A 20,861-nucleotide genomic window follows, 5' to 3' on the forward strand; every position below is an offset into this window, starting at 1 on the left:
ACCTACCTCCGCGTGCCGATGATCCTACGTGCAGCCCGTGCGGGCGTCCCCGATAGGGTGGCGCTCCTGCCCAGGAGCGCGGTGCACGGCGAACGAGGGGGATGCAACAGGTGAGTTCGACCATTTCAACCGGTTTTTGCCGAATAACGGTCGTGGCACCGGACAGCCGTATCGATGTGGCACTGCCGGACGATGTCGCTGTTGCCGACCTGCTTCCGGAGATCCTGCGGCTCACCGGCCAGGCCACACCCCCGGGGGCGCCCCCCGGCTACCACCTGGCCCGGCGCGACGGCACACTCCTGGACCTCACCCACCCGATGTCCGTCCAGCGCGTCCTGGACGGGGACGTCCTGCGGCTTCGGCCCTTCGCGGAATCGCTCCCCCCGGCCGTCTTCGACGATGTCACCGACGCGGTCGCTTCCGCCGTCCGCCGTGACCGCGCCCTCTGGAGCGACCAGCTGTTCCGCGTCTCCGGTCTCTTCGGCGGCGCGCTCCTTCTCGTACTCATGGGCTTCGTGGTCTGGTTCTCCGACCCGGTCCAGCACGACATGCACGGCCTGCCGGGCATTGTCGCCGCCGCCGTCGGTGTGCTGCTCGTCGTGCTCGCCGCCGTCAGGGCCCGGAGCTACGGCGACCGGGCCTCCGCGATCGCGCTCGGCCTCGCGGCTCTGCCGCACCTGATGATCGCCGGGTCCGGCATCCTCGCGCTCGACCCGGGCACCGGCATCGGGCGTCTCCAGTTCCTGCTGGGCTGCGCCACCGTGCTCTGCTTCTCCGCCGGGCTCGTGGCCGCGATGCCCTCCGGCGACGCACCGTTCGTCGCCGTTGTCTTCGCCTCGGCGGTGGGCACCCTCGCGACGTTCTGCTCGGTCCTCGCCGAATCCCGTCCCACCGAGACCGCCGCCGTCTGCGCGGTGGTGGCGATCGGAGCCATCGCCTTCCTCCCCGGGCTCTCGGCGCGAGTGGCCCACCTGCCGATCGGCTACGCGGCCCCCCGCCCCACGACGGACGCCGACCTCGACCGCGCGCCGGGCATCGGCGAAGGCGGGGCCATCGACGCCGAACGCATCGCGGCCCAGGCCCGGCGCGGGCACGAGCTGCTGCTGGGGCTCGTCGGGGGCTGCTGCGTGGTGGTCGTCGCGTCCGCCGCCGTCCTGGGCTTCTCCAGCGACGTCTGGGGCCAGACCCTCGCGCTGGTCGCCGGTCTGGCCATGCTCTTGCGAGCACGGCTCTTCCGCTACACGGCCCAGGTCGTCGCCGTGCTGGGCGCGGGCCTCGCGGCCCTGGGCCTGCTGGTTCTGGGGCTGTCGCTCAACCCGCCCATGAGCGCCGTCATCAAGCTCCTGACGGAACAGGACCGAGGACCGCTCGACATCCGTACGCTGTGGCTCGCCGCGGCCGTCACGGCCGGTGCCGCCCTGCTGATCGGCATCGCGCTGATCATTCCGAAGCGGGGGCTGTCGCCCTTCTGGGGCCGGTTCTCCGACCTGGCCGAGGTGGTTCTCCTCCTCGCGCTCGTCCCCCTCTGCCTGGCCGTCCTCGACGTGTACTCGTCGGCACGGAGCATGACCAGCTGAGGGCTGTCCCGCAGTCCGGTTCCGCGAGGTCTCCGGATACGCCGCCGGCCGAGGCGGACACGGCCCCTGCCCCGCACCGGACGGATCCGGGCATGGCGGCGAGGGCCGCCGCGTTGGCCTCGGCACGGTAGTCGTTGGAGGCCAGGTGGTCCGCCATCACGGTGGAGCGAGGCACCCCGGGCCGGGCGGGCCCGGGGCTGTGGTGTCCGGGGCGTCCGGCCCGGGGCGCGACGCGTGCGTCCCCTGCGCGTGTGCCGGGGGCGCTCACCCCGTCCGGCAGTCAGCGAGGTCGTGCCCCGGCCCCGGAGCCGGCGAAGCTCACGAACGGGGTCCAGGCCCCGGGCCCGAAGAGGAGTGCCGGACCGGTGGGGGTCTTGCTGTCGCGTACGGGGACGAGGCCGGGGAAGCTGTCCGACACCTCGACGCAGTTGTTGGCGCCGCCGTCGCTGTAGCTGGACTTGCGCCATGTCGCGGTGGAGAGGTCGGGGATAGGGCTCATGATCTGTGTTCCTCCAGGACACCCCTGATGAACGCGGTGGATTCCGGCGGGGGCAGCGCCAGATCCCGGAGCCGATCGTAGGACAGCCGGTAGCGGGTCACCGCGGCCGGATCCTCGATCAACTCCGCGCATCCGTTGCCCTCCGTATAGGCAACGGCGCTCGCGTCGTCCTGCCACAGCAGTGTCAGGGAACCGTCCATCAGATGGTGCGCCCCGGCCGAGAAGGGCAGGACCTGGAGTACGACGGAGGACGTCTCGCTCATGTCGAGCAGGTGCGTCAACTGCTCCTCCCACGCCTTGGGGTTCGCGACGGGGCGGCGGAGCGCGTACTCATCGATGATGATCCGCACGGAGGGCTGGGGCCTGCGGTGCAGCAGTTGCTGACGGCCCAGGCGCGCTATGACTTGCTCCTCCACCAGCTCGGCCTCGGCGTCGGTTTCCCGGGCGCCGGACAACAGCTCCCGGGCCACCTCCTCCGTCTGGAGCAGGCCGGGGATACCGAGCGTGAACAGGTGCATGATGCGAGCTGTCGCCTCAAGCCGCATGAACTCCTTGTAGCGGTCCTTGAAGACCTCCCTGCGCGCCACCTTCCAGAGCTGCACGAGCAGGCCCCCGGAGTCGTAGAACCGGTCCAGGTCCTCCATCACCGCGAGTTTGGAGAGGCGTTGGCTTGTTTCCAGGCGGTAGAGGTAGCTCTTGTCGTAGCGGGTCTTCTCGGCGAGCTGCCCGAGGGACAGGCCGGCCTTCTCGCGGAGGTAACGCAGTGCGCGCCCGAGGGCGGCGCGGCCCGACTCCTCGTCCGTGGGCGTGAGTTCGGTCATCGGCGGCCCCTCCGTTGTCCTGTGCGCGGGCAAGCGTGGCCCGCTTTCCGAGCGTACGGCGGTCGCGTAATCATCGGGGCACGATCCGTCACCGTCACCCTTCGGTGGCGCGTTCCCGCTCACCGACCGTCAGGAGCAGACCATGACCGACCTTCCTCCGCGCCTCCTTCCCTGGACCTCCCCGGAGGGCAATCCGTGCTGGCTCAGCACGGACGATCCCGACAGCCTGATGTCACGGCTGGCGGATGACATGGAGGACGAGCAGATCGAGTGCGGCGAGAAGGTGTGGGCCGGGTCGCGGGCCGTGCTGGCGGACCGGGCGGCGGGGGAGCGGGCGGTGCGGTTCGCGCTCACGCGGGCCACGGAGTCGCTGGGGGATCTGCTGCGGATCGCGCACAGCCGGGGTCGGCGGATGCGGACGGAATCCTCGTGAGCGGCGTCCGCCCGGAGCCTGGCAGGGGCCGGCCCGAGAGGTCCTGGCCGATTTCGTGCCGAGGGGCCGGAGGGGCGAGCAGGGCAAAGTATGGAGGTGTTGCGCCTCCACTCCCCGAAGCGCACCAACCGGGCAGATGCGAAGCCCCGTACGCCCGTTGACATTCCTACCCGTACCCTCGTCGCCCCCGGCCGCCCTGTCCCGTTCGATTACAGTGCTGCGCAGTCGCACACGGACCGACCGACGGGAAGGGGCACGGTGAGCTCAGGGACCACAGCTGTCTGGGGCCGTGCCGAGCAGCAGGACTTCCGCAGCCGGGTACGCGGCGCACTGCTCGGCGGTGCCATCGGTGACGCGCTCGGCGCGGGCGTCAGCGAGCTCACGCTGGAGGAGATCCGCGAGGCCCACGGGGTCGACGCCGTCACCGACTTCGTCCCCGCACACGGCGGGCGCGGCTTCGTCACCGCCGTCACCCAGCTCACCCTGTTCACCGTCGACGGGCTGATCCGCGCCCAGGTCCGCCGTGACACCGGCGCCTGGCACCCGCCCACCGATGTGCACCAGGCCCATCTGCGCTGGGCCGCCACCCAGCACGACTGGGGCCCCGACGAGCGGCGCAAGGACAACGGCTGGCTGGCCGGGCAGGAGTGGCTCTACAGCCGCCGCGCACCCACCCGGGAGTGTCTGGGCGGCCTTGGCGACACCGTCATGGGCACCCTCGACCGGCCCAAGAACCCCGCCGCGCACGACGCCGCCGCGCTGACCCGCTCCGCCCCGTTCGGGCTGCTCGTCGGCTGGGATCCGCAGCTCGTGTTCCAGCTGGCCGTCGAGTGCGCCGCACAGACCCACGGCCACCCCACCGCCCTGCTCTCCGCGGGCGCCCTCGCCGTCATGGTGCACGGGCTGGCGCGCGGGGAGTCGCTGGACGGGGCCGTACAGCACGCGCTGGGCCTGCTCGCCGAGCGGCCGGGCCACGAACCCGTCACCGAGGCGCTCCAGCACGCCCTCGGCACCGTGCGCCAGGGCATACCGGGTCCGGCGCTCATCGAGTCCCTGGGCGCCACGGACTCCGCCGAGGAAGTGCTCGCGGTGGCCGTGTACTGCGCCCTGGTCGGCGAGGACGTCCGGCACGGCTTGCGGCTGGCCGTGAACCACGGCGGGCCGTCCTCGGCCACCGGGGCCCTGTGCGGGGCGCTGCTCGGCGCGCTGCACGGCGAGACCGCGCTGCCGCCGGCCTGGCTGACCGAGCTGGAGGGGCGCGCCACGCTCCTGGAGCTCGCCGACGACTTCGCCATGGAGATGACGCAGGGGTCCGCCCTGCACGGCCCGGCCGCGGCCGCCGCACCCGGCTGGCTGGCCCGCTACCCGCGCGCCTGAAGCCGGGAGCCGGGAGCGGGGGGACGGACCGGCGCGGGGCCCCGGCGCGCACGCGGGCGCGGGCGCGGCGGCAGGGAGGGCGGGAACGGGCGTAAGGCGGCAGGGGGGCCGGGAGCGCATTCGGGCACGGGCACGGGCGCCGGCGCATGAAGAACGGGTGCGGGGCGGAGCTACGGAAGCCGCCGCATCCGTAACCCCGCCCCGCACCCGCGTACAGCCGCAGGCGTCAGTCCTTCACACCCCCGACGCCCTCCGCGGCCGTCACATCCTCGGGGCCGCGCTGGGGCGGCAGGGGCGCACCGGTCGCCGAGTCCCCGCCGTCCGCGTTGATCCGCTCGATGATCGCGTCGCGCTCCGGGGTGTCCTCCGGCTTGATGAAGCCGATGACGATGTAGAGCACCAGCGAGATCGCCAGCGGAAGGGCGACCTGGTACTGGAGGGCGACGTCCGTCTTCACCGAACCGTCGAAGTTGTAGTTGGTGAAGTAGAACGCCAGCAGACCCGCCGCCCAGCTGGTGAGCGCCGCCGTCGGCCCCGACCTGCGGAAGCTGCGCAGCAGACCCAGCATGAACGGGATCGCGATCGGGCCCATCAGACCGGCGACCCACTTGATCACGACCGAGATGATGTCCTTGAACGTCGGCGAGTTGATCTGGGTCGCCAGCGCCATGGACAGGCCCAGGAAGCCGAGCGTGGAGAGCCGCGCGGCCATCAGCCCCGCCCGGTCGCTCCAGTTGCGTGCCGCCCTGGAGAAGACCGGGGCGATGTCGCGGGTGAAGACCGCCGAGATGGCGTTGGCGTCCGAGGAGCACATGGCCATCGTGTGCGAGAAGAAGCCGACGATCACCAGGCCCAGCAGGCCGTGCGGCAGCAGCTGTTCGGTCATCAGCGCGTAGCTGTCCGAGGCGTCCGGCTTCTGCGCGTCCACGAGCAGCGGGGCGCACCACATCGGGAAGAAGAGGACCGTCGGCCAGACCAGCCACAGGACGGCGGAGAGCCGTGCCGAGCGGGTCGCGGAGGCCGCGGAGTCCGTGGCCATGTAGCGCTGGGCCTGGTTCCACATGCCGCCGTTGTACTCGAAGGTCTTGATGAACAGGTACGCGAGCAGGAAGGTCACGGTGTACGGACCGGCCGTCGGCTCCCCGTGGCCTTCGGGCAGCTTGTCCCAGACGGTCCACAGCGTGCTGACGCCGTCGAGCTTGCTCATCGCGGCGACGAGCATCGCGATCCCGGCGAACAGCTGGATGACGAACTGCCCCAGCTCGGTGAGCGCGTCGGCCCACAGTCCGCCGACCGTGCAGTAGACCGCCGTGATGATGCCGGTGATGAAGATGCCCTGGGTCAGGGTGATGCCGGTGAAGACGGAGAGCAGGGTGGCGATGGCCGCCCACTTGGCGCCGACGTCGACGATCTTCAGCAGCAGACCGGACCAGGCGAGCGCCTGCTGGGTCTGGATGTTGTAGCGGTTCTTCAGGTATTCGAGCGGTGAGGCGACGTGCAGCCGCGAGCGCAGCCGGTTGAGCCGGGGGGCGAAGAGCTTGGCGCCGATCCCGATGCCGATGGCGATGGGGAGCGACCACGTCACGAAGGACGTGACGCCGTACTGGTACGCGATGCCGGCGTAACCGGTGAACATCACGGCGCTGTAGCCGGACATGTGGTGCGAGATCCCGGAAAGCCACCACGGCATCTTGCCGCCGGCCGTGAAGAAGTCGCTGACGTTGTCCACGCGCTTGTGGGACCAGAGTCCGATCGCGATCATCACGCCGAAGTAGCCGATGAGCACGACCCAGTCGAGACTGTTCATGTGCCCCCTCCTGGGGTCCGCCTTGTGAACGGGTACGCACTTCGTCAGTACGGCCGTTCAGCGGGGCCCCCGTGCGGGAGTGGGGACTTCGGGGATTGAACCGCCTGTCCGGCACCTCGGTCAAGGTGTTCTTCGGTCAGAGATGTGAACGCAGATCAGCAAGTCGAACGATTTTACTTGTTCTTGACCCATGGGGGCGTTGTCGCGAACGTGACGGCGGCCACACGATGAGCGGGCACTTCGTCAGGCTGTGCAGAGACTGAGAGAACGTCCGACAGGGCACGAGGAAACATCCAGGAGCGCCGAAGAGCACAGAAAGACCGCACGGGATGCGGGTCCCGTGCGGCCGAGAAGGAGGAGAGCCGACTGTCCTTGCCGAACTCCCTGCGAAAGCGCGCCCGTGCGCCGAGGTGTCGGCGCTTCCGTACCTCCGTACCTCCGTACCTCAGCGCATCAGCTCGCCGGCGTTGACCAGCAGGGACTGCCCGGTGATCGCCCGCGCCCGGTCGGAGGCCAGGAAAACCGCGGCCTCCGCCACATCGCCGTCCGTCGCCAGCTCCGGCAGTGCCATGCGCTCCGTGAGCCTCCCCAGCACCTCGGCCTCGGGCACCTCCTCGGTGTGGGCGGTGAACTGTACGTAGGCCTGCACGGGCGGACCCCACATCCAGCCCGGCAGTACGGTGTTCACCCGGATCCGGTGCGGTCCGAACTCCCGGGCCATGGAGTACATCGCCGACGTGAGCGCGCCCTTGGAGGCCGCGTACGCCGCCTGCCGGACCTGTGACGGCGCCGCGACCGCTGACTGCGTGCCGATGACGACGACCGATCCGCCCCGCTCCTTGAGTGCGGGCAGGCAGGCGCGCGTCATCCGCAGGGTGCCGAGCAGATTGACGTCGACGACCCCCTTCCAGGTGTCCAGATCGGCGTCCTCGACTCCGCCGAAGTAGCTGTCCCAGGCGGCGACATGGACCACCGCGTCGATCCGCCCGAACCGTTCGACGGCCAGCGCCGCGAGCGCCTCGCACTGCGACTCGTCGGTGATGTCGGTGGCCAGATGTGCGGTGTGCAGCCCGTCCGGATCGATCTCGGCGGCCGACTTCGCGAGATTGGCCGCGGTGCGTGCCCCGAGCACGGCGTTGCCCCCGTCGCGCACGACGGTGGCGGCGATCTGATGCCCGAGCCCGGCGCCCACCCCGGACACGATAACGGTCTTCCCCGCGAGCAACATCGGCGCCTCCCGGCTCTGGCAGTTCTTCTGACGGGGCGTCAGAGTAGGTCCCTCCGGCGGAGTACGGAAGGGGAACGGCATGAGCGAGGGAACGCGGGACGAGGGGTCGCGGGGCGGGGACGCGCGGGCCGGGGACGTGCGAGGCGGTGGCGGCGGGAGGCGTAGCGACACGTACGCCGAGCTGGCCTCGCTGGGCCCGTACGGGGTCCATCCCGGGCATGCGCTCATCACCATGGTGGAACCGCATCCGGGCCATGAGTTCGCGTACAACCGCTGGTACGAGGACGACCACTACTACGCGGGCGCGATGGCGATGCCCTGGATGTTCGCCGGCCGGCGCTGGGTGGCGACCCGGGAGCTCCAGGAGCTGCGCTATCCGGACAAGTCCGCGGTCGCTCAGCCGGTCGGCGCCGGGTGCTATCTGTCCACGTACTGGGTGACGGACGGGCGCTACGACGACCACATGAAGTGGACCGTCGGCATCAACAAGCGGCTCAACCGGGACGGCCGGGTCTACCAGGACCGCACCCATGTCTTCACGGCGTTCCAGGACCACGAGGCGACGGTCTACCGGGACGGGGCGGCGGGGCCCCGGGACTTCCATGCCCTCGACCACCCGTACAGCGGACTGGTCCTGGAGGTGATCGACTCCGAAGGCCCTGCGCAGCGGGCCGAGTTGCTGGAGTGGCTCCGCTCGCGGCAGCTGCCGAAGCGGCTGAGCGGGTCGTCCGCGGCGATGGTGACGGTGTTCCGGCCCACGCCGCTTCCGGGTGACCGGATGACCTATGTGAAGCAGGTCGAGGGCGTCGACACCCGGCTGACCCTGCTCTGGTTCCTCCAGGAGGACCCGCGAGCGTGCTGGGCCGAACATTTCACCGGGCTCGACACGGCGGTGGCGGAGTCGGGGCTGGGGCGGGTGGAACTGGTGGCGCCGTTCATCCCGACCGTGCCGGGCACGGACCGGTACGTCGATCAGCTGCGCTGAATCGGGCGACGGCGCGAGGGGTGGTGGCCGTGCGGTGCTTCCACTCCCCGCAGTTGCGCGGGGAGCCCCCTCGGCCAGGACGGCGAACCGGACGAGAGGGCTACCGGCAGCACCTGGATCGGTGCGGCGGTACAGCGGAAGGGGAACATCGGTCAGGCGTCGACGGAACCCTTGGCGACATCACGCACGAACGTGTTCCAGGCGCCGGAGACGAAGGTGAGCGAAGGGCCCTCGGGGGCCTTCGAGTCACGTACGGCAATCGCCTGCACAAGAGGGGACTTGACTTCGACGCAAGCGCCGTTGCCCCCGGAATACGACGACTTCGTCCAGTTTTCCGTAGCACCCTGACGAATGGCCATGTTCACTCCGGTTCAGAGAGTTGTGTGAGTGCCAGCGGATGCCCCGGTGGCGTGATTGACGCTACTCGTCAATCTCCCTGCTTGAAGGGGGCGTTCACTCGACCGGATGGTATATGCCATGCAGGCCTTCCGTTGCGAGGTGGCGACGGTGTACCGTGCCGTCGCCTCACTCGTAACACCACTTCATTTCTCTTATGCCGGACTTGGCGGGCTGGCTGGTTTACGCGCCCGTGTGGTCGGACTTCACGTCGCGTTGAGTTCGGTGTACTCCTTCGCGATCCGGCCGATGAAATGCCGGGTCTGCTCCACATTCAGCGCCTGGGCCCGCAGGTGCTCGTACATGACGCTGTAGCGCTGCACGTCGTTCGCCTTCTCCAGGTAGAGGTCGCTGGTGACGCCCTCGATATAGACCACGCTGGAATCCGCGGCGTCCGGGAATTCCAGAATGGCGTACTGCCCGTTGATGCCCGGGTGGGCGCCCATGTCGAACGGCAGCACCTGGACGGTCACGTGCGGCAGATGCGACAGCTCCACCAGCCGCTCCAGTTGCTCGATCATCACCTGCTTGCCGCCGACCAGCCGGCGCAGCGCGGACTCGTCGATGACCGCCCACAGCCGCAGCGGGTGCTCCGGGGCGGTGATCCGGTCCTGGCGGCGCGAACGGACACTGACGCGCTTGTCGATGTCCGACGGCGGGGCCTCCGGAAGCGCGCCGTTGATCAGCGCCTCGGCGTACTGCCGGGTCTGCAACAGGCCGGGGATCACCTGGGGTTCGTACACCCGCAGCGATTCGGCATCGGTCTCCAGACCGATGTAGACGCTGTACGGGATGTCGCCGAAGGCGTGCCACCAGCCCTGCTGGCGGGAATCCTTGGCCATCTGCATGAGCGATTCGACGACCCGGTGGTCCTCGACGTCGTACACCCCGCAGAGATCGCGTACGTCGCGCTGGCTGATCGAGCGACGGCCGTTCTCCAGGCGGCTGATTTTGGACTGCGAGACCAGCAGGCGCTCCGCGACCTCCTCGGCCGTCATGCCCTTGATCTCGCGCAGTCGGCGCAATTCCTGACCCAACCGGCGTCGTCTGACGGTGGGATTGACGTTGGACGGCACGGAAACGGCACCTCCGGCTACGTAGCTGTGCGTATCTACTGCTCAGCAGATTGCCACCCGAGCCCCCGGCCGCGCTGGGAAACGGCCACACACAGCGACGCGGGGCAGCCGGTGGTACCGGCTGCCCCGCGCTTGGTGCGGCTCCCGAACCGGGTCTGTGGGGACGACGGTGCGGCGGAATGCGGGTGGTGCGGTGGTGCGTTGCGGTGCGGGTGCTGCGGGTGCTGCGGGTGCTGCGGGTGCTGCGGGTGCTGCGGGTGCTGCGGGTGCCGCGGTGACGCCCGTGCGGCCCTAGTGGGCCGCGGTGTGCGCCATGCTGTCGCGGCGTGATTGCGACTGCACTTGCTGTTGCAACGGAACTCCGGCCGCCTGGTTGCGACGCGGTTGTGCGACCGCCCCGTTCTGGACGTCCATCACGGCGTGCGCCACGAGACCGCCCATCGGGTCGTGTCTGATCAGATCCCGGAGCCTGGAGCGCGATGAGCGCCCCTCGTTCCCGGGGTACAGGTGCTTGCCGAGTCCGACCGCGTGGGCCAGTGCGGCGAGCGCCGCGGTCCGCGGGTCCGGCGGTACGCCGGTGCGGATCGCACTGTCCAGCCTGGTCCTGATGTCCCGGCTGATTGCCGTGTCCGTCGCCTGGTAGCGAGTTGTCGGCAGCACTCCGCACATCTGGCCCGCCACGGCGTGCACCATGCCGCACCGCTCCAGATGAGCGAGGTAAATCTGGCGAAGCCCCAGCCGGGGTCCGCCGATCCAGTGGACGGCCCGGACCGGGCTGCCGCGTCTGCGCAGCAGTTCCAGTGCGGAGTCCAGAGTCGGATCTCCTGTCGGCCGTGGCATCACCACGGCGATACGATCCCCATCAGGGGCTATCCGTCCTGCCAGAGCCAGCTCTACTAGCTGGGCCCCGGCCAGGCCGAGGTCGAGCGACTGCGGCTGCGCTGTGGTACCCGTGGTCGGGTCCAGAGCGAGCAGCAGAAGCTCCTCCGGAATTGTTCTGCGGCTCCTGCCCATCCATGCCTCCCCGCGTGGATGAGTGACAGGGTGACCCCTCTCACATCTGTCTGTCGAGAGCGCCTGGGTGCTTTGTACGGGAACCAGTAGGTATGTCGTTCTCGTCTAGCAGCCCGGACATGGGTTCACACGGGACACTGGTAGACGGTTCGGACAGCGCGGGGATGTCCCCGCGCCGCATGGAGGAGGCATCGGTGGCGGGCGAGTCCCCCGACAAGTCGGAGCAGCAGAAGTCGTCGGGAACGACTCGGAGCGAGGCCGATCCGCGGCTTGCCGTGTTCCGTGAACCCGCCTCTCCGGCGGAGTCCGGAGGCGGAGTGGACACGGCGACGGCCGTCTTCAGCACGCAGCGGTCCAAGCCGGCGGCAGCGGACGCCGGGAGTGCGGCTGCGGAGGACGCGGACTCGGATGTGGACGAGGTTGCGGACTCGGACTCGGACGTGGATGTGGACGAGGGCGAGGTCGCGGACTCGGGTGAAGCCGCGGGTGCTGTCGTTGCCGCCGATGGCGAAACCAAGGCCGGTACGGATGCCGATGTCGCTGAGGGTGATGCGGCCGGCGTGACCGACGAGGCCCCCCAGGGCCCCGACGAGGCCGAGGAGGCCGCTTCGGGCGGTTCTGCCGAAAGCGATGAGGTATCTGCCCAGGAGGCGGCCCCCGCCACGGGCGCGACAGGGGCCGCAGAGGTCGCGGAAGGCCCTGAGAGCCCTGAGGAGGCCCCGGAGGCCGATCCGGACGCTGTGGAGGCGTCCGTGGCGCCTGTGGAGCCCGTGAAGGGGTCCGAGCCCGCCGAGCCCGCCGGTGCTGACAAGCCCGCCGCGTCCGGTCCGGCCGGTGAGCCGGAGAAGGCCGGCGACTCCGAGAAGGCCGGCGACTCCGAAGGGGGCGGCGACGCGCGACTGCGTGCGGCCGTTGCCGCTTGGGTGTCCAAGAGCGACGACGCGAAGAGCGACGACGCGAAGAGCGACGCATCTGGTGCGGAGCCCGCGCCCGAGCCCGAATCCAAGTCCAAGTCCGCTCCCGATGCCGAGCTCGATGCCAAGACCGGGCCCGAGCCCGCTCCCAAGTCCGAGGACGCCTCGGCTGCGGAGCCGGACGACGAGCCTGCCGACGCGTCCTCTGCCGACGATTCCTCTGCCAAGGGTTCCGCTACCGACGATTCCGCTTCCGGTGATTCGTCTGCCGACGATTCGTCCGCCGGTGATTCCCCCGACCGCGACGCCCCGGACAGCACTTCCGAGGCGCGCGTTCCCCGGACCCGCGAGGAGTCCGCGGACAAGGCGCAGCCCGCCGAGGACGAGCGCGGCGTCGATCAGGCGACGGCCGTCTTCAAGGCGCCGAAGCTGCCCCGCGTCGACCAGCCCACGACCGCGCTGAAGATCACCCCGCCGCCGGCGAAGCCGGAGGCCGGGACCCGGCCGGAGTCCGCCGCCGAGCGGACCAGCAAGTTCGTCCCGCTGCGCGCGGACGACGTACGCCCGGCCCCCGCGCCTCGCGCACCGGAGACGACCACACCGGCGACCACGCCCGGCGCCGGCCGGCCGCGGCCCGACGCGGCGCTCAGCGGTGCCGAGCGGACCCGGCAGCAGCCGATGCCGCCCAGGCCGCCGCTCGACCTCCTGGCCGAGCTGACGAACACCCCGCCGCCGCCGGAGACCCCGGTGCGCACGGCTGTGCGCCGGGTCAAGATCTGGACCCCGCTGGTCCTCCTCCTCTTGATCGTCTTTGCGATCGCGCAGATGGTGCGCCCGCTGCCGGCCCCCACGCTCACGATGACGGCGGAGTCGTCGTACACCTTCAAGGGCGGCAAGCTGAGCCTCCCCTGGCCGGAGCAGGGACAGTCGGCGGTCACCGTGGACGGTGTCGGCTCGCTCGGCTCGTCGGGGGCGCAGAAGCCGGCGCCCATCGCCAGCGTCGCCAAGATCATGACGGCGTACGTGGTGCTCAAGGAGCATCCGCTCACCGGCAAGGAGCAGGGCGAGAAGATCACCGTCGATCAGCAGGCCGAGGACGAGTCCAAGCTGGGTGACGAGTCCACCGCGCCGATCAGCAAGGGACAGCAGTTCACCGAGAAGCAGCTGCTGCAACTCCTCATGATCCCCTCCGGGAACAACGCCGCGCGCCTCTTCGCCCGCTGGGACTCGTCCGAGACCGAGTTCGTCGCGAAGATGAACGCCGCGGCCAAGGACCTCGGAATGACCGGCACCACGTACACGGACCCGAGCGGCCTCAAGAAGACGACGGTCTCCACCGCTGTCGACCAGCTGAAGCTGGCCAGGGCCGTGATGCAGAACGAGGTGCTCCGGGAGATCGTGGACACTCCGCAGATCGACATCGACGGCATCGACGGGACGATCTACAACAACAACACGATCCTGCTGGAGCCGGGCGTGAGCGGCATCAAGACCGGCTCCTCCACACCGGCCGGCGGCAACCTCGTCTGGTCCGCCAACACGGTCGTGGACGGCAAGAAGCTCTGGATCTACGGTGCGGTCATGGGGCAGCAGGCGGGCACCGGACAGCCCTACGACAGCCTGGTGATGTCGCTGAACAACAGCCTCAAGCTGATCAAGGACGCACAGAAGGCCGTGACCTCCGCCACAGTCGTCAAGAAGGGCGATGTCGTCGGATACGTCGACGACGGCTTCGGCGGCCGTACGCCGCTGGTCGCGACCGCCGACCTGAAGGCGAAGGGCTGGTCGGGCCTCGAGGTGGAGCTGTCCGTGCAGGGCAACGGCGAGGAGATCTCGCGCAGCATGAAGGCGGGCACGAAGGTCGGCGTGGTGACGGTCGGGTCGGGCCCCGGCAAGGTCAGCGCCCCGGTCGCCCTCCAGCAGGATCTGCAGGACCCGTCCTTCGGTCAGAAGCTGACCCGGATCGGCTGACGCCCCGCACCGTACCGGTCCGCTCCTTTACGGTCCGGTCCGGTGTGCGCAGACGGTGCCCTGCGGGACGAGCTCCCGCAGGGCACCGTCGTATCTCGGCGTCCACCGAGATACGAGCGACCTCACGGGCCCGTTCCGGGGCGGCGACGAGAATGTGCGTGTTAGCGTCCCGGGGGCAACGCGTGGACCCTGGAACGCGTCTTCCCGCCCATGAGATCCGAGCAGGCAAGCCGGTGGCTCCAACGCGTCCGGGGAGTGACGGGGAGAGTCGCAGTGACCACGGCCGAGCCGACAAGGGCGGGCAGCACGGATCCCGCGAGCAGCACGGATCCCGCGAGCAGCACGGATCCCGCGAGCGGGGCGGACGGACGGGGCGGACCGGACGGAACCCCTCGGTCCGGCGGGCGGTTCAGCGGCCGGTTCGCCGGCCTCAAGGAGCGGTGCCTGCGGCACCCGGTGCTGCTGACGACCGCCGTGGCGGCGGTCGCCCACATCCTCTGGTTCCTCTTCTTCGCCAACAGCGGCGGCGACATCGCCGCCCAGGACGCCTGGGCCGAGTTCGTCGGCCGGCACCCCGGGACCGCGTACAACCTGGCCTGGTACGGGGGCATGCACCCCGTCTCGTACAGCGTCGTCTCGCCGTATCTGATGTCGCTGCTCGGCGTACGCACGACGATGATGATCGCCGGGACGGTCTCGGCGGGGCTGACCTCGCTGATCCTCTACCGGGTGAAGGCGGTGCGCAATCCGCTCGCCTGCTCGATGGCGGGTGTCTTCGCGTATCTGTGCAACGCGCTGTCGGGCCGGGTGACGTTCGGGCTCGGCATGATGTTCGCGGTCGGCGCGGTGGCGGCGGTGTTCTGCTGGCCGTACCGGTGGCGGTACAAGCGCTGGGCGAAGGCGGCCGTCGCCGCACCGCTCGCCGCGCTCGCGACGGCGGGCAGTCCGGTGGCCGGGCTCTTCCTCGGAGTGGTCGCGGCCGCGCTGTTCCTGAACAAGCGCCGCCCCGGCGCGTACGCACTGGGGCTGGCACCGGTCGTGGTGGTGGCGCTGTCCGCGTGGCTGTTCCCGTTCTCCGGTACGCAGCCGATGTCGGTCGCGACGCTGTCGGGGCCGTTCATCTTCGCCGTTCTCGTCTTCTTCCTGGTGCCGGCCGACTGGAAGACGGTGCGCACCGCGGCCGCCGTGTACGGCATCGGGACGCTGCTGACCTATGTGGTCGACTCGCAGATCGGCTCGAACGTCTCGCGGATGGCGATGCTGTTCGCCGGGGTCGTGCTGCTCGCCGCGCTACCGTACACCGTGCCCCGCTCCCGTAAGTGGTACGCGCTGGTCCTCGCGTTCGCCGGGCTGAACTTCTGGATCGGTTTCAAGGGCGTCGACGACATCGTCAAGACCGCGCCCACCGCCTCGTGGGCGCGCGCGCTGGCCCCGATGGTCGATCAGCTCCAGCAGGTCGGTGCGGACCGGGGCCGGGTCGAGGTGGTCCCCGCGAGCAGCCACCGGGAGGCGGCCGCGATGCTGCCGTACGTCAATCTGGCGCGCGGCTGGAACCGGCAGGCCGACATGGAGCGCAACCCGCTCTTCTACGACGACACCCTGAACGCGGTCAACTACCGTCAGTGGCTCGACCGCTGGGCCGTGCACTACGTGGTGCTGCCCACGGGCGACCCCGACTCCAGCGGAGCCGTCCAGGAGGCGGAGCTGGTCGGCAACGGGCTGCCCTACCTCAAGGCGATCTGGTCGGACGAGAACTGGCGGCTCTTCGAGGTCGACAGCCCCGTGCCGATGGCTGATCCGCCGGCGACCGTGGACGAGGCCAGCGCCGGGGAGCTGACCATCCATGTGAAGAAGGCGGGCCGGGTGCTCATCCGTATCCCGTACTCGCACTGGCTCGCCGTCGTCGACGAAGAGGGCAGGAGCCTGGAGCGGCCTCAGGAGACCGAGGCGTCCAAGCAGCGTGCGGACAAGGACAGCCCGAAGACGTACGTGAACACGAACGGCTGCCTGATCAAGGTCGAGGAGGACGAGCAGGGCGACGAGTGGACGGAACTGCTCGCCCCGCACCCCGGCGTGTACCGGCTCGGTGCCCCCTACCAGCTGTCGCCCGGGACACCGTGCCCGGACGAGCTGCGCTGACACGCGTCGCCGTCGTGGCGGCGCTCGTACACCGTGACCTGGCGTCCGCCCGCGGTGGCCGCTGAGCAGCGGACGAAGTACGCCTTCAGCGCGCGCTGTTTGGCCCGGTCGCGGTCCGTGGTGGCGGGCCGGGCTCCCGCGTCGCCGACGACGACGATCCGGCGTACGGCGCGCATCGCGGCGGCGATCTGCTCCGGGCCTCCCTCCACACCGGTCAGGGTGCCGGACTCCGACGGGCTCCGGACCAGGGCCAGGTCCCTGATCCCGGTGAAGGCGGCGGGGGAGACGAGGGCGGTGTCGCGGCGCGCCGAGGGGATGTACAGCACCGCGTCACCCGTCTCGCGGACGGCGGCGACGCTCCGGGCCGTGGCCAGCACGTCGTCGACCCTGCTGTGCGCGCCGCGCAGGGAGAGCTGGACGGGAAGCAGCCCGGCGAAGGCGAGAGCCATGACCGCGAGGACCGTCCGGCGAGGGGAGACGCGCAGCCGGAGCGCGAGGGCCTGGCAGGCCGCTCCGACGAGCAGGGCGAGCCCGATGTGGTGGAACAGCACGTAACGGGTGAGGTAGACGGGACGGGCCAGGGAGGCCGCGAGCAGCACGAGCGGGGGGAGTACGAGCAGGGGCAGGGCGACCGCGGTGAGCGGGATGCGCGTGCCCGGGTGCCTGCGGCGGCGTTCACCCGGCCGTACCGCCGCCGCGCAGAGGGCGCCGGCGGCCAGGGTGAGCAGGAGTGCGGACAGTGTGCCCGGACCGACGGGACGGATCCAGGCCACCTGCTGCGCCTGCGTCTCGCTCGCCACCACGAGGGGGAGCGCGCCGGTCACGGCACAGGCCGAGGCGACGGCCCAGCGCACCACGGCCGCGCGAGGCGGGCGGGCCAGGACGATCGTCGCCGCGTGGGCGCACAGCATCAGGAGCGAGAACCAGTTGAGCAGCGCCGCGACCAGCACGGTCACGCCGTAAGCCGCCCAGCACCCCGTGCGCGGGCTCTCCACCGCCATGACCAGCAGCAGGCAGGCCAGGGCCGTACAGGCCGTCACCAGGGCGTAGGGACGCCCCTCCTGCGCGTACTGCTGCACCGCGGGGGTCAGGGCGAAGGCCGACCCGCAGGCGAGCCCCGCGGACCGGCCGGCCAGCCGGGTGCCCAGGAGGGAGACCAGGGCGGCGGCGCCGGCCATGGCCAGGACGGACGGCAGCCGCAGGGCGGCGAGGCTGTCCCCGGCGCTCGCGAACACCTCGTGCATGAACAGGTAGTAGAGGCCGTGGACGACATCGATCCGGTCCAGCATGTGCAGGGTGTCGGGGAGGCTCCTGTGGGCGGCCTCCCAGGTCGCGGCCTCGTCGCGCCACATGCTGTTCTCGCGGGTGATGCCCCACAGCCCGAGAAGGAGCGTGAGGGCCGCCGGTCCGGCCGCGACGACTCCTGCACGGGATGCCGCCCGGGGTGGTGCCGCTGCCCCGGGGCCGGCGTCCGCGTTTGTGCTTACGTCTGCGTCTGCGTCTGCCTGAATTGTTCTGTACATGACATCTTCAGGAGTTCCAGGCATGGCGAACCTCTGCTCGGCGCGAAGGGGGCCACCGGAATGCCTGACGGTCGCCGGACGATCCCGATCACCTGAAACACGCTAGGCGGCGGCCGCACAGGGGTCGTCACCTGCGATGACGACCGCACCGGTCCGTCGCAGGGACTACGGCGGACGGCCCCTCGCCCGGCGGACGTAGTCCTCCCGGGCCGTGAACGCGTCCGTGAGCGCGCCAGGGGACGAGGGCGGGGACGAGGGCGGGGACGTGGCCCTCCCGTCCCCGCACGCGCGGAGGGGCCGGTACCCGGTCGTGCTCGCCGGGTACCGGCCCCTCCTGTGCTGCCGGGGTTGCTACGGCGCCAGCGTCTGGCCGAGGTGGGCCGCTGCCGGGGTGCCGAGGTTGGAACGGCCGTAGTAGAGCGTGCTCTTGGGAGAGACGCCCGCGCTGCCGCTGTCCATCTGCAGGAAGACACCGTCGCCGTCGTTCTCGCCGTCCGCGCCGATCGCCAGGTCCGCACGGCCGTAGCCGGACAGGTCCTGGAGGAGGACGGAGGAACCGACCCGGTCCCCGGACTCGGTGTCACCGCTGACATCGGCCGTGTCCTGGCTGTACGCGACCGAGCCGGTGCCGGAGAAACCGGCGGAGGTGCCCTTGAAGAGGATCACCACGCCGGCGTCGACCCGGTTGACGCCGGCGCGGGTGATGTCCTCGTTCGGGGCGCCGGCCAGAATGTCCGCGTAACCGTCGAGGTTGAAGTCCCCGACGGCCACCGAGGCGCCGAGGTCGTCGCCCGTCTCACCGGCGCCCGGCACGTTGGCCGAGTCCTGGCCGATGTCGATCACGCCGGTCGAGGTCAGTCCGGTCGTCGTGCCCTTGATCAGAGCGACCGTGCCGCCCTTGGCGGTCGAACCCGACTCGGTCGTGCCCGGCCGGCCGACGACCAGGTCGTCGATGCCGTCGCCGTTGACATCGCCGACGGCGAGGGAACGGCCGCCCTTGGCGGTGAGGATGCCGACGCGCTGGAGGCCGGTGGCCGAGCCCTTCAGCCACATGATCCGGGAAATGCCGGTCGGGTCACGGAAGTTGACTGCGGCGTCCGCGTAGCCGTCCCGGTTGAAGTCGCCGGTTGCGACGGCCGCGTAGGAGACGGCCGCGGTGTAGGCGGTGGTGTTCAGATAGCCCGACTTGGCCGCGCCGGTCGCGGAGTCGTACGACCACCAGCGGCCGGGCTTGCCGGGCGCGACCGAGAAGATGTCGGCCTTGCCGTCCGCGTTGAAGTCACCGGTGGCGACGGAGGTGCCGAGCTTCTCACCGGCGGCACGGGTCGCGGTGGCGGTCCCGTACGAGGTGCCGGTGTTCAGCGCGGGGCCGTACATCACGGTGATGAAGCCCGCGTCGGCGTGCCCGCTGGTGTCGTCCTCACCGGGTGAGCCGATGACCAGGTCGCCGTACCCGTCGCCGTTGACGTCGCCGTAGGCGTTGGACGTACCGAAGAGGTCACCGGATTCGCTGCTGCCGGGGACGCCGGGGCTGTTCTGGTCGATGGTCTTCTTCGCGGAGGCGACCGGGCCGTCGTCCCCGCCCGGGACGACCGTGACCGAACCGGCGCTGCCGCTGGTCCGAGGAGTGCCCGCGACCATGTCGGTCACGCCGTCACCGTCGAAGTCCGAGCGGGTGAGCGCGTGCGAGATGCCGGGCGTGGCGGCGAGCGTACGGATCAGCGACAGCTTGCTGTACAGCGAGTCGCCGGGGCAGAGCGTGGCGTTGGTGTCGCGGTGGCCGAAGACCCGGGGCAGGGTGATCGAGGCGCCCTGGGCGACCTTGTTGCCGTCCTGGCCGAGCGGTGAACCGGACACCAGCGTCACGCTGGACGTCGGGCTGATGCCGTACATGCCGAACTTCCAGGCGATGACCCGGGCGATGGCGTCCAGGCCGGCCCGGGTCGGCTTCAGCGTCATCGTGTTGCCGATGTACGAGATGCCGACCGTGTTGGTGTTGAAGCCGACGTCATGCGCGCCGACCACGGGCAGGTCCATGCCGCCGCTGCGGCCCTCGAAGATCTGGCCGCAGCGGTCGACGACGAAGTTGTAGCCGATGTCGTAGTAGCCGCGAGCGAAGTGCTCCTGCTGGATGGTGCGCATCCGGGCCTTCGACTGGCTGCACGGGACAGCGTTGTCCTGATCGACGCCGGTGTGGTGGACGACGGCGGCCTTGATCTCCTGGCCGTAACCCGGCGTGCCGTCGTAGTCCGTGGAGGCACCCCACTGGGCCTGCGTGATGACCGGCGGCTTGACGACGGTCGAAGGGAGGGGAGCCGGGACGGTCGGGGACGGGGAGACCGTGACCGTCTCGCTGGGGGAGGCGGTGGTGCTGGCGGTGGTGCCGGGATCCGGTGTGCCGGTCGGTGACGCCGTGTCCGTCGGGGACTCGGAGCCACTCGGCACTGTCGCGGTGTCCGTGGGCGAGGCGGAGTCGGTGGGGGCGTCCGCCGGAGGCGTCGTGTCCGCCGGGGTCGGCGTGACGTCCTGCGCGTACGCGACGGGCTTCGCGGCGCCCTTCGGGTCGGTGCCCGGGTCGAGGAGCTTGACGTCCAGGCCGGCCGGGAGGGCTCCGGTGGTGCCGTCGGCAGCCACCACCCGCACCTCGACGCCGTCCGACGGCCCGGTCCACACCGAGGCGGTACCGCCGCGGGTGGCCGCGTCCTCGGCCTCCTTGCCGTCGGCGGAGAAGGGATCGTCCGGCAGGGCCTGCCAGCCCGACCACTCGCCGGTCTCGGCCTCCTTGGACCGGATCTGCGCGGTCCCCTTGAGCTTGGCGTCCGGGTCCGACCAGGTCACCAGTGCGGCGCTGAACTGGGCGGTGTCCTGCTTCGCCAGCCCCTTGCGGCCGGCGCCCTGGCCGTCGAGCTTGACCGTCCGTACGGTCGCGGCCCGCGCCTTGTGCTCATTCGCCGGCCCGTCGCCGGGCGGCCCGGCCACGGCGTAGGCCGTCGCCCCTGCCCCACCCAGGACGACGGCGCCGATGGTCAGCCAGGCCCGTCTCTTCAGGCTCAGCGGTTTGTACGCGTGCTTTGTGCGCGGGCTCAATGCCCCACCCCATT

The 20,861-nt window shown here is 70.7% G+C and carries 15 protein-coding genes; 6 read left to right on the forward strand and 9 right to left on the reverse strand.

Features of this window, described 5'->3' with window-relative positions:
* The first annotated feature begins 101 nt into the window (after positions 1-101).
* The gene (gene eccD, locus ACZ4LX_RS14830) at positions 102-1,577 is read left to right on the forward strand and encodes a type VII secretion integral membrane protein EccD (protein ID WP_467649262.1); all 1,476 of its coding nucleotides are present in this window, start codon (positions 102-104) and stop codon (positions 1,575-1,577) included.
* Between the two features lie 280 nt (positions 1,578-1,857).
* Here the strand turns inward: eccD and ACZ4LX_RS14835 are convergent, their stop codons facing one another.
* Both ACZ4LX_RS14835 and ACZ4LX_RS14840 read right to left on the reverse strand, forming a co-directional pair.
* Positions 1,858-2,076 (reverse strand): DUF397 domain-containing protein, encoded by a 219-nt coding sequence (locus tag ACZ4LX_RS14835; protein ID WP_467649259.1) that lies wholly within the window; start codon positions 2,074-2,076, stop codon positions 1,858-1,860.
* Entirely contained in the window at positions 2,073-2,897 is an 825-nt protein-coding gene (locus ACZ4LX_RS14840) for a helix-turn-helix domain-containing protein (RefSeq protein WP_467649256.1), read from the reverse strand. The genes ACZ4LX_RS14835 and ACZ4LX_RS14840 overlap by 4 nt, the downstream gene beginning before the upstream one ends.
* 142 nt (positions 2,898-3,039) lie before the next feature.
* On the opposite strand from ACZ4LX_RS14840, the gene ACZ4LX_RS14845 reads away from it, so the two are divergent.
* On the forward strand, positions 3,040-3,330 hold the full coding sequence (locus tag ACZ4LX_RS14845) for a hypothetical protein (RefSeq protein WP_467649253.1): 291 nt from the start codon (positions 3,040-3,042) through the stop codon (positions 3,328-3,330).
* A 258-nt stretch (positions 3,331-3,588) separates the two neighbouring features.
* Complete coding sequence (locus tag ACZ4LX_RS14850; protein ID WP_467649251.1) at positions 3,589-4,707, forward strand: ADP-ribosylglycohydrolase family protein; 1,119 nt, start codon at positions 3,589-3,591, stop codon at positions 4,705-4,707.
* Between the two features lie 226 nt (positions 4,708-4,933).
* Here ACZ4LX_RS14850 and ACZ4LX_RS14855 read toward each other — a convergent pair whose 3' ends face one another.
* Both ACZ4LX_RS14855 and ACZ4LX_RS14860 read right to left on the reverse strand, forming a co-directional pair.
* Complete coding sequence (locus ACZ4LX_RS14855) at positions 4,934-6,514, reverse strand: sodium:solute symporter family protein (RefSeq protein ID WP_467649249.1); 1,581 nt, start codon at positions 6,512-6,514, stop codon at positions 4,934-4,936.
* A 445-nt stretch (positions 6,515-6,959) separates the two neighbouring features.
* Positions 6,960-7,742 carry an SDR family oxidoreductase gene (locus ACZ4LX_RS14860; RefSeq protein ID WP_467649247.1) on the reverse strand — a complete coding sequence of 261 codons (783 nt, stop codon included), beginning with the start codon at positions 7,740-7,742 and terminating at the stop codon, positions 6,960-6,962.
* 79 nt (positions 7,743-7,821) lie between these two features.
* Between ACZ4LX_RS14860 and ACZ4LX_RS14865 the strand changes: the two genes are divergently transcribed.
* A complete protein-coding gene (locus tag ACZ4LX_RS14865) occupies positions 7,822-8,727 on the forward strand; it encodes a hypothetical protein (RefSeq protein WP_467649244.1) in 906 nt (301 codons plus the stop codon).
* Between the two features lie 152 nt (positions 8,728-8,879).
* On the opposite strand, the gene ACZ4LX_RS14870 is transcribed toward ACZ4LX_RS14865, so the two are convergent.
* The 3 genes from ACZ4LX_RS14870 to ACZ4LX_RS14880 form a co-directional block, all read right to left on the reverse strand.
* Positions 8,880-9,086 (reverse strand): DUF397 domain-containing protein, encoded by a 207-nt coding sequence (locus tag ACZ4LX_RS14870; RefSeq protein ID WP_467649242.1) that lies wholly within the window; start codon positions 9,084-9,086, stop codon positions 8,880-8,882.
* 243 nt (positions 9,087-9,329) lie between these two features.
* A complete protein-coding gene (locus tag ACZ4LX_RS14875; protein WP_467649239.1) occupies positions 9,330-10,199 on the reverse strand; it encodes a helix-turn-helix domain-containing protein in 870 nt (289 codons plus the stop codon).
* 291 nt (positions 10,200-10,490) lie between these two features.
* The gene (locus ACZ4LX_RS14880; RefSeq protein ID WP_350991471.1) at positions 10,491-11,213 is read right to left on the reverse strand and encodes a GOLPH3/VPS74 family protein; all 723 of its coding nucleotides are present in this window, start codon (positions 11,211-11,213) and stop codon (positions 10,491-10,493) included.
* 164 nt (positions 11,214-11,377) lie between these two features.
* On the opposite strand from ACZ4LX_RS14880, the gene ACZ4LX_RS14885 reads away from it, so the two are divergent.
* Positions 11,378-14,098: a D-alanyl-D-alanine carboxypeptidase family protein gene (locus ACZ4LX_RS14885; protein ID WP_467649234.1), complete on the forward strand. Its 2,721-nt coding sequence runs from the start codon at positions 11,378-11,380 to the stop codon at positions 14,096-14,098.
* A gap of 273 nt (positions 14,099-14,371) precedes the next feature.
* Entirely contained in the window at positions 14,372-16,237 is a 1,866-nt protein-coding gene (locus ACZ4LX_RS14890; RefSeq protein ID WP_467649230.1) for an MFS transporter, read from the forward strand.
* Here ACZ4LX_RS14890 and ACZ4LX_RS14895 read toward each other — a convergent pair.
* On the reverse strand, positions 16,192-17,589 hold the full coding sequence (locus ACZ4LX_RS14895) for a glycosyltransferase family 39 protein (protein ID WP_467649226.1): 1,398 nt from the start codon (positions 17,587-17,589) through the stop codon (positions 16,192-16,194). The genes ACZ4LX_RS14890 and ACZ4LX_RS14895 overlap by 46 nt on opposite strands.
* A 522-nt stretch (positions 17,590-18,111) precedes the next feature.
* Positions 18,112-20,847: an FG-GAP-like repeat-containing protein gene (locus ACZ4LX_RS14900; protein WP_467649223.1), complete on the reverse strand. Its 2,736-nt coding sequence runs from the start codon at positions 20,845-20,847 to the stop codon at positions 18,112-18,114.
* Between the last annotated feature and the right edge of the window lie 14 nt (positions 20,848-20,861).

The sequence above is a fragment of the Streptomyces sp. NPDC026062 genome, assembly GCF_055568375.1.

Coding starts and splice junctions, on each gene's coding strand:
- eccD (WP_467649262.1), top strand. CDS start 102: ATGCAACAGGTGAGTTCGACCATTTCAACCGGTTTTTGCCGAATAACG.
- ACZ4LX_RS14835 (WP_467649259.1), bottom strand. CDS start 2,076: ATGAGCCCTATCCCCGACCTCTCCACCGCGACATGGCGCAAGTCCAGC.
- ACZ4LX_RS14840 (WP_467649256.1), bottom strand. CDS start 2,897: ATGACCGAACTCACGCCCACGGACGAGGAGTCGGGCCGCGCCGCCCTC.
- ACZ4LX_RS14845 (WP_467649253.1), top strand. CDS start 3,040: ATGACCGACCTTCCTCCGCGCCTCCTTCCCTGGACCTCCCCGGAGGGC.
- ACZ4LX_RS14855 (WP_467649249.1), bottom strand. CDS start 6,514: ATGAACAGTCTCGACTGGGTCGTGCTCATCGGCTACTTCGGCGTGATG.
- ACZ4LX_RS14860 (WP_467649247.1), bottom strand. CDS start 7,742: ATGTTGCTCGCGGGGAAGACCGTTATCGTGTCCGGGGTGGGCGCCGGG.
- ACZ4LX_RS14865 (WP_467649244.1), top strand. CDS start 7,822: ATGAGCGAGGGAACGCGGGACGAGGGGTCGCGGGGCGGGGACGCGCGG.
- ACZ4LX_RS14870 (WP_467649242.1), bottom strand. CDS start 9,086: ATGGCCATTCGTCAGGGTGCTACGGAAAACTGGACGAAGTCGTCGTAT.
- ACZ4LX_RS14880 (WP_350991471.1), bottom strand. CDS start 11,213: ATGGGCAGGAGCCGCAGAACAATTCCGGAGGAGCTTCTGCTGCTCGCT.
- ACZ4LX_RS14885 (WP_467649234.1), top strand. CDS start 11,378: ATGTCCCCGCGCCGCATGGAGGAGGCATCGGTGGCGGGCGAGTCCCCC.
- ACZ4LX_RS14895 (WP_467649226.1), bottom strand. CDS start 17,589: ATGTGGCGCGACGAGGCCGCGACCTGGGAGGCCGCCCACAGGAGCCTC.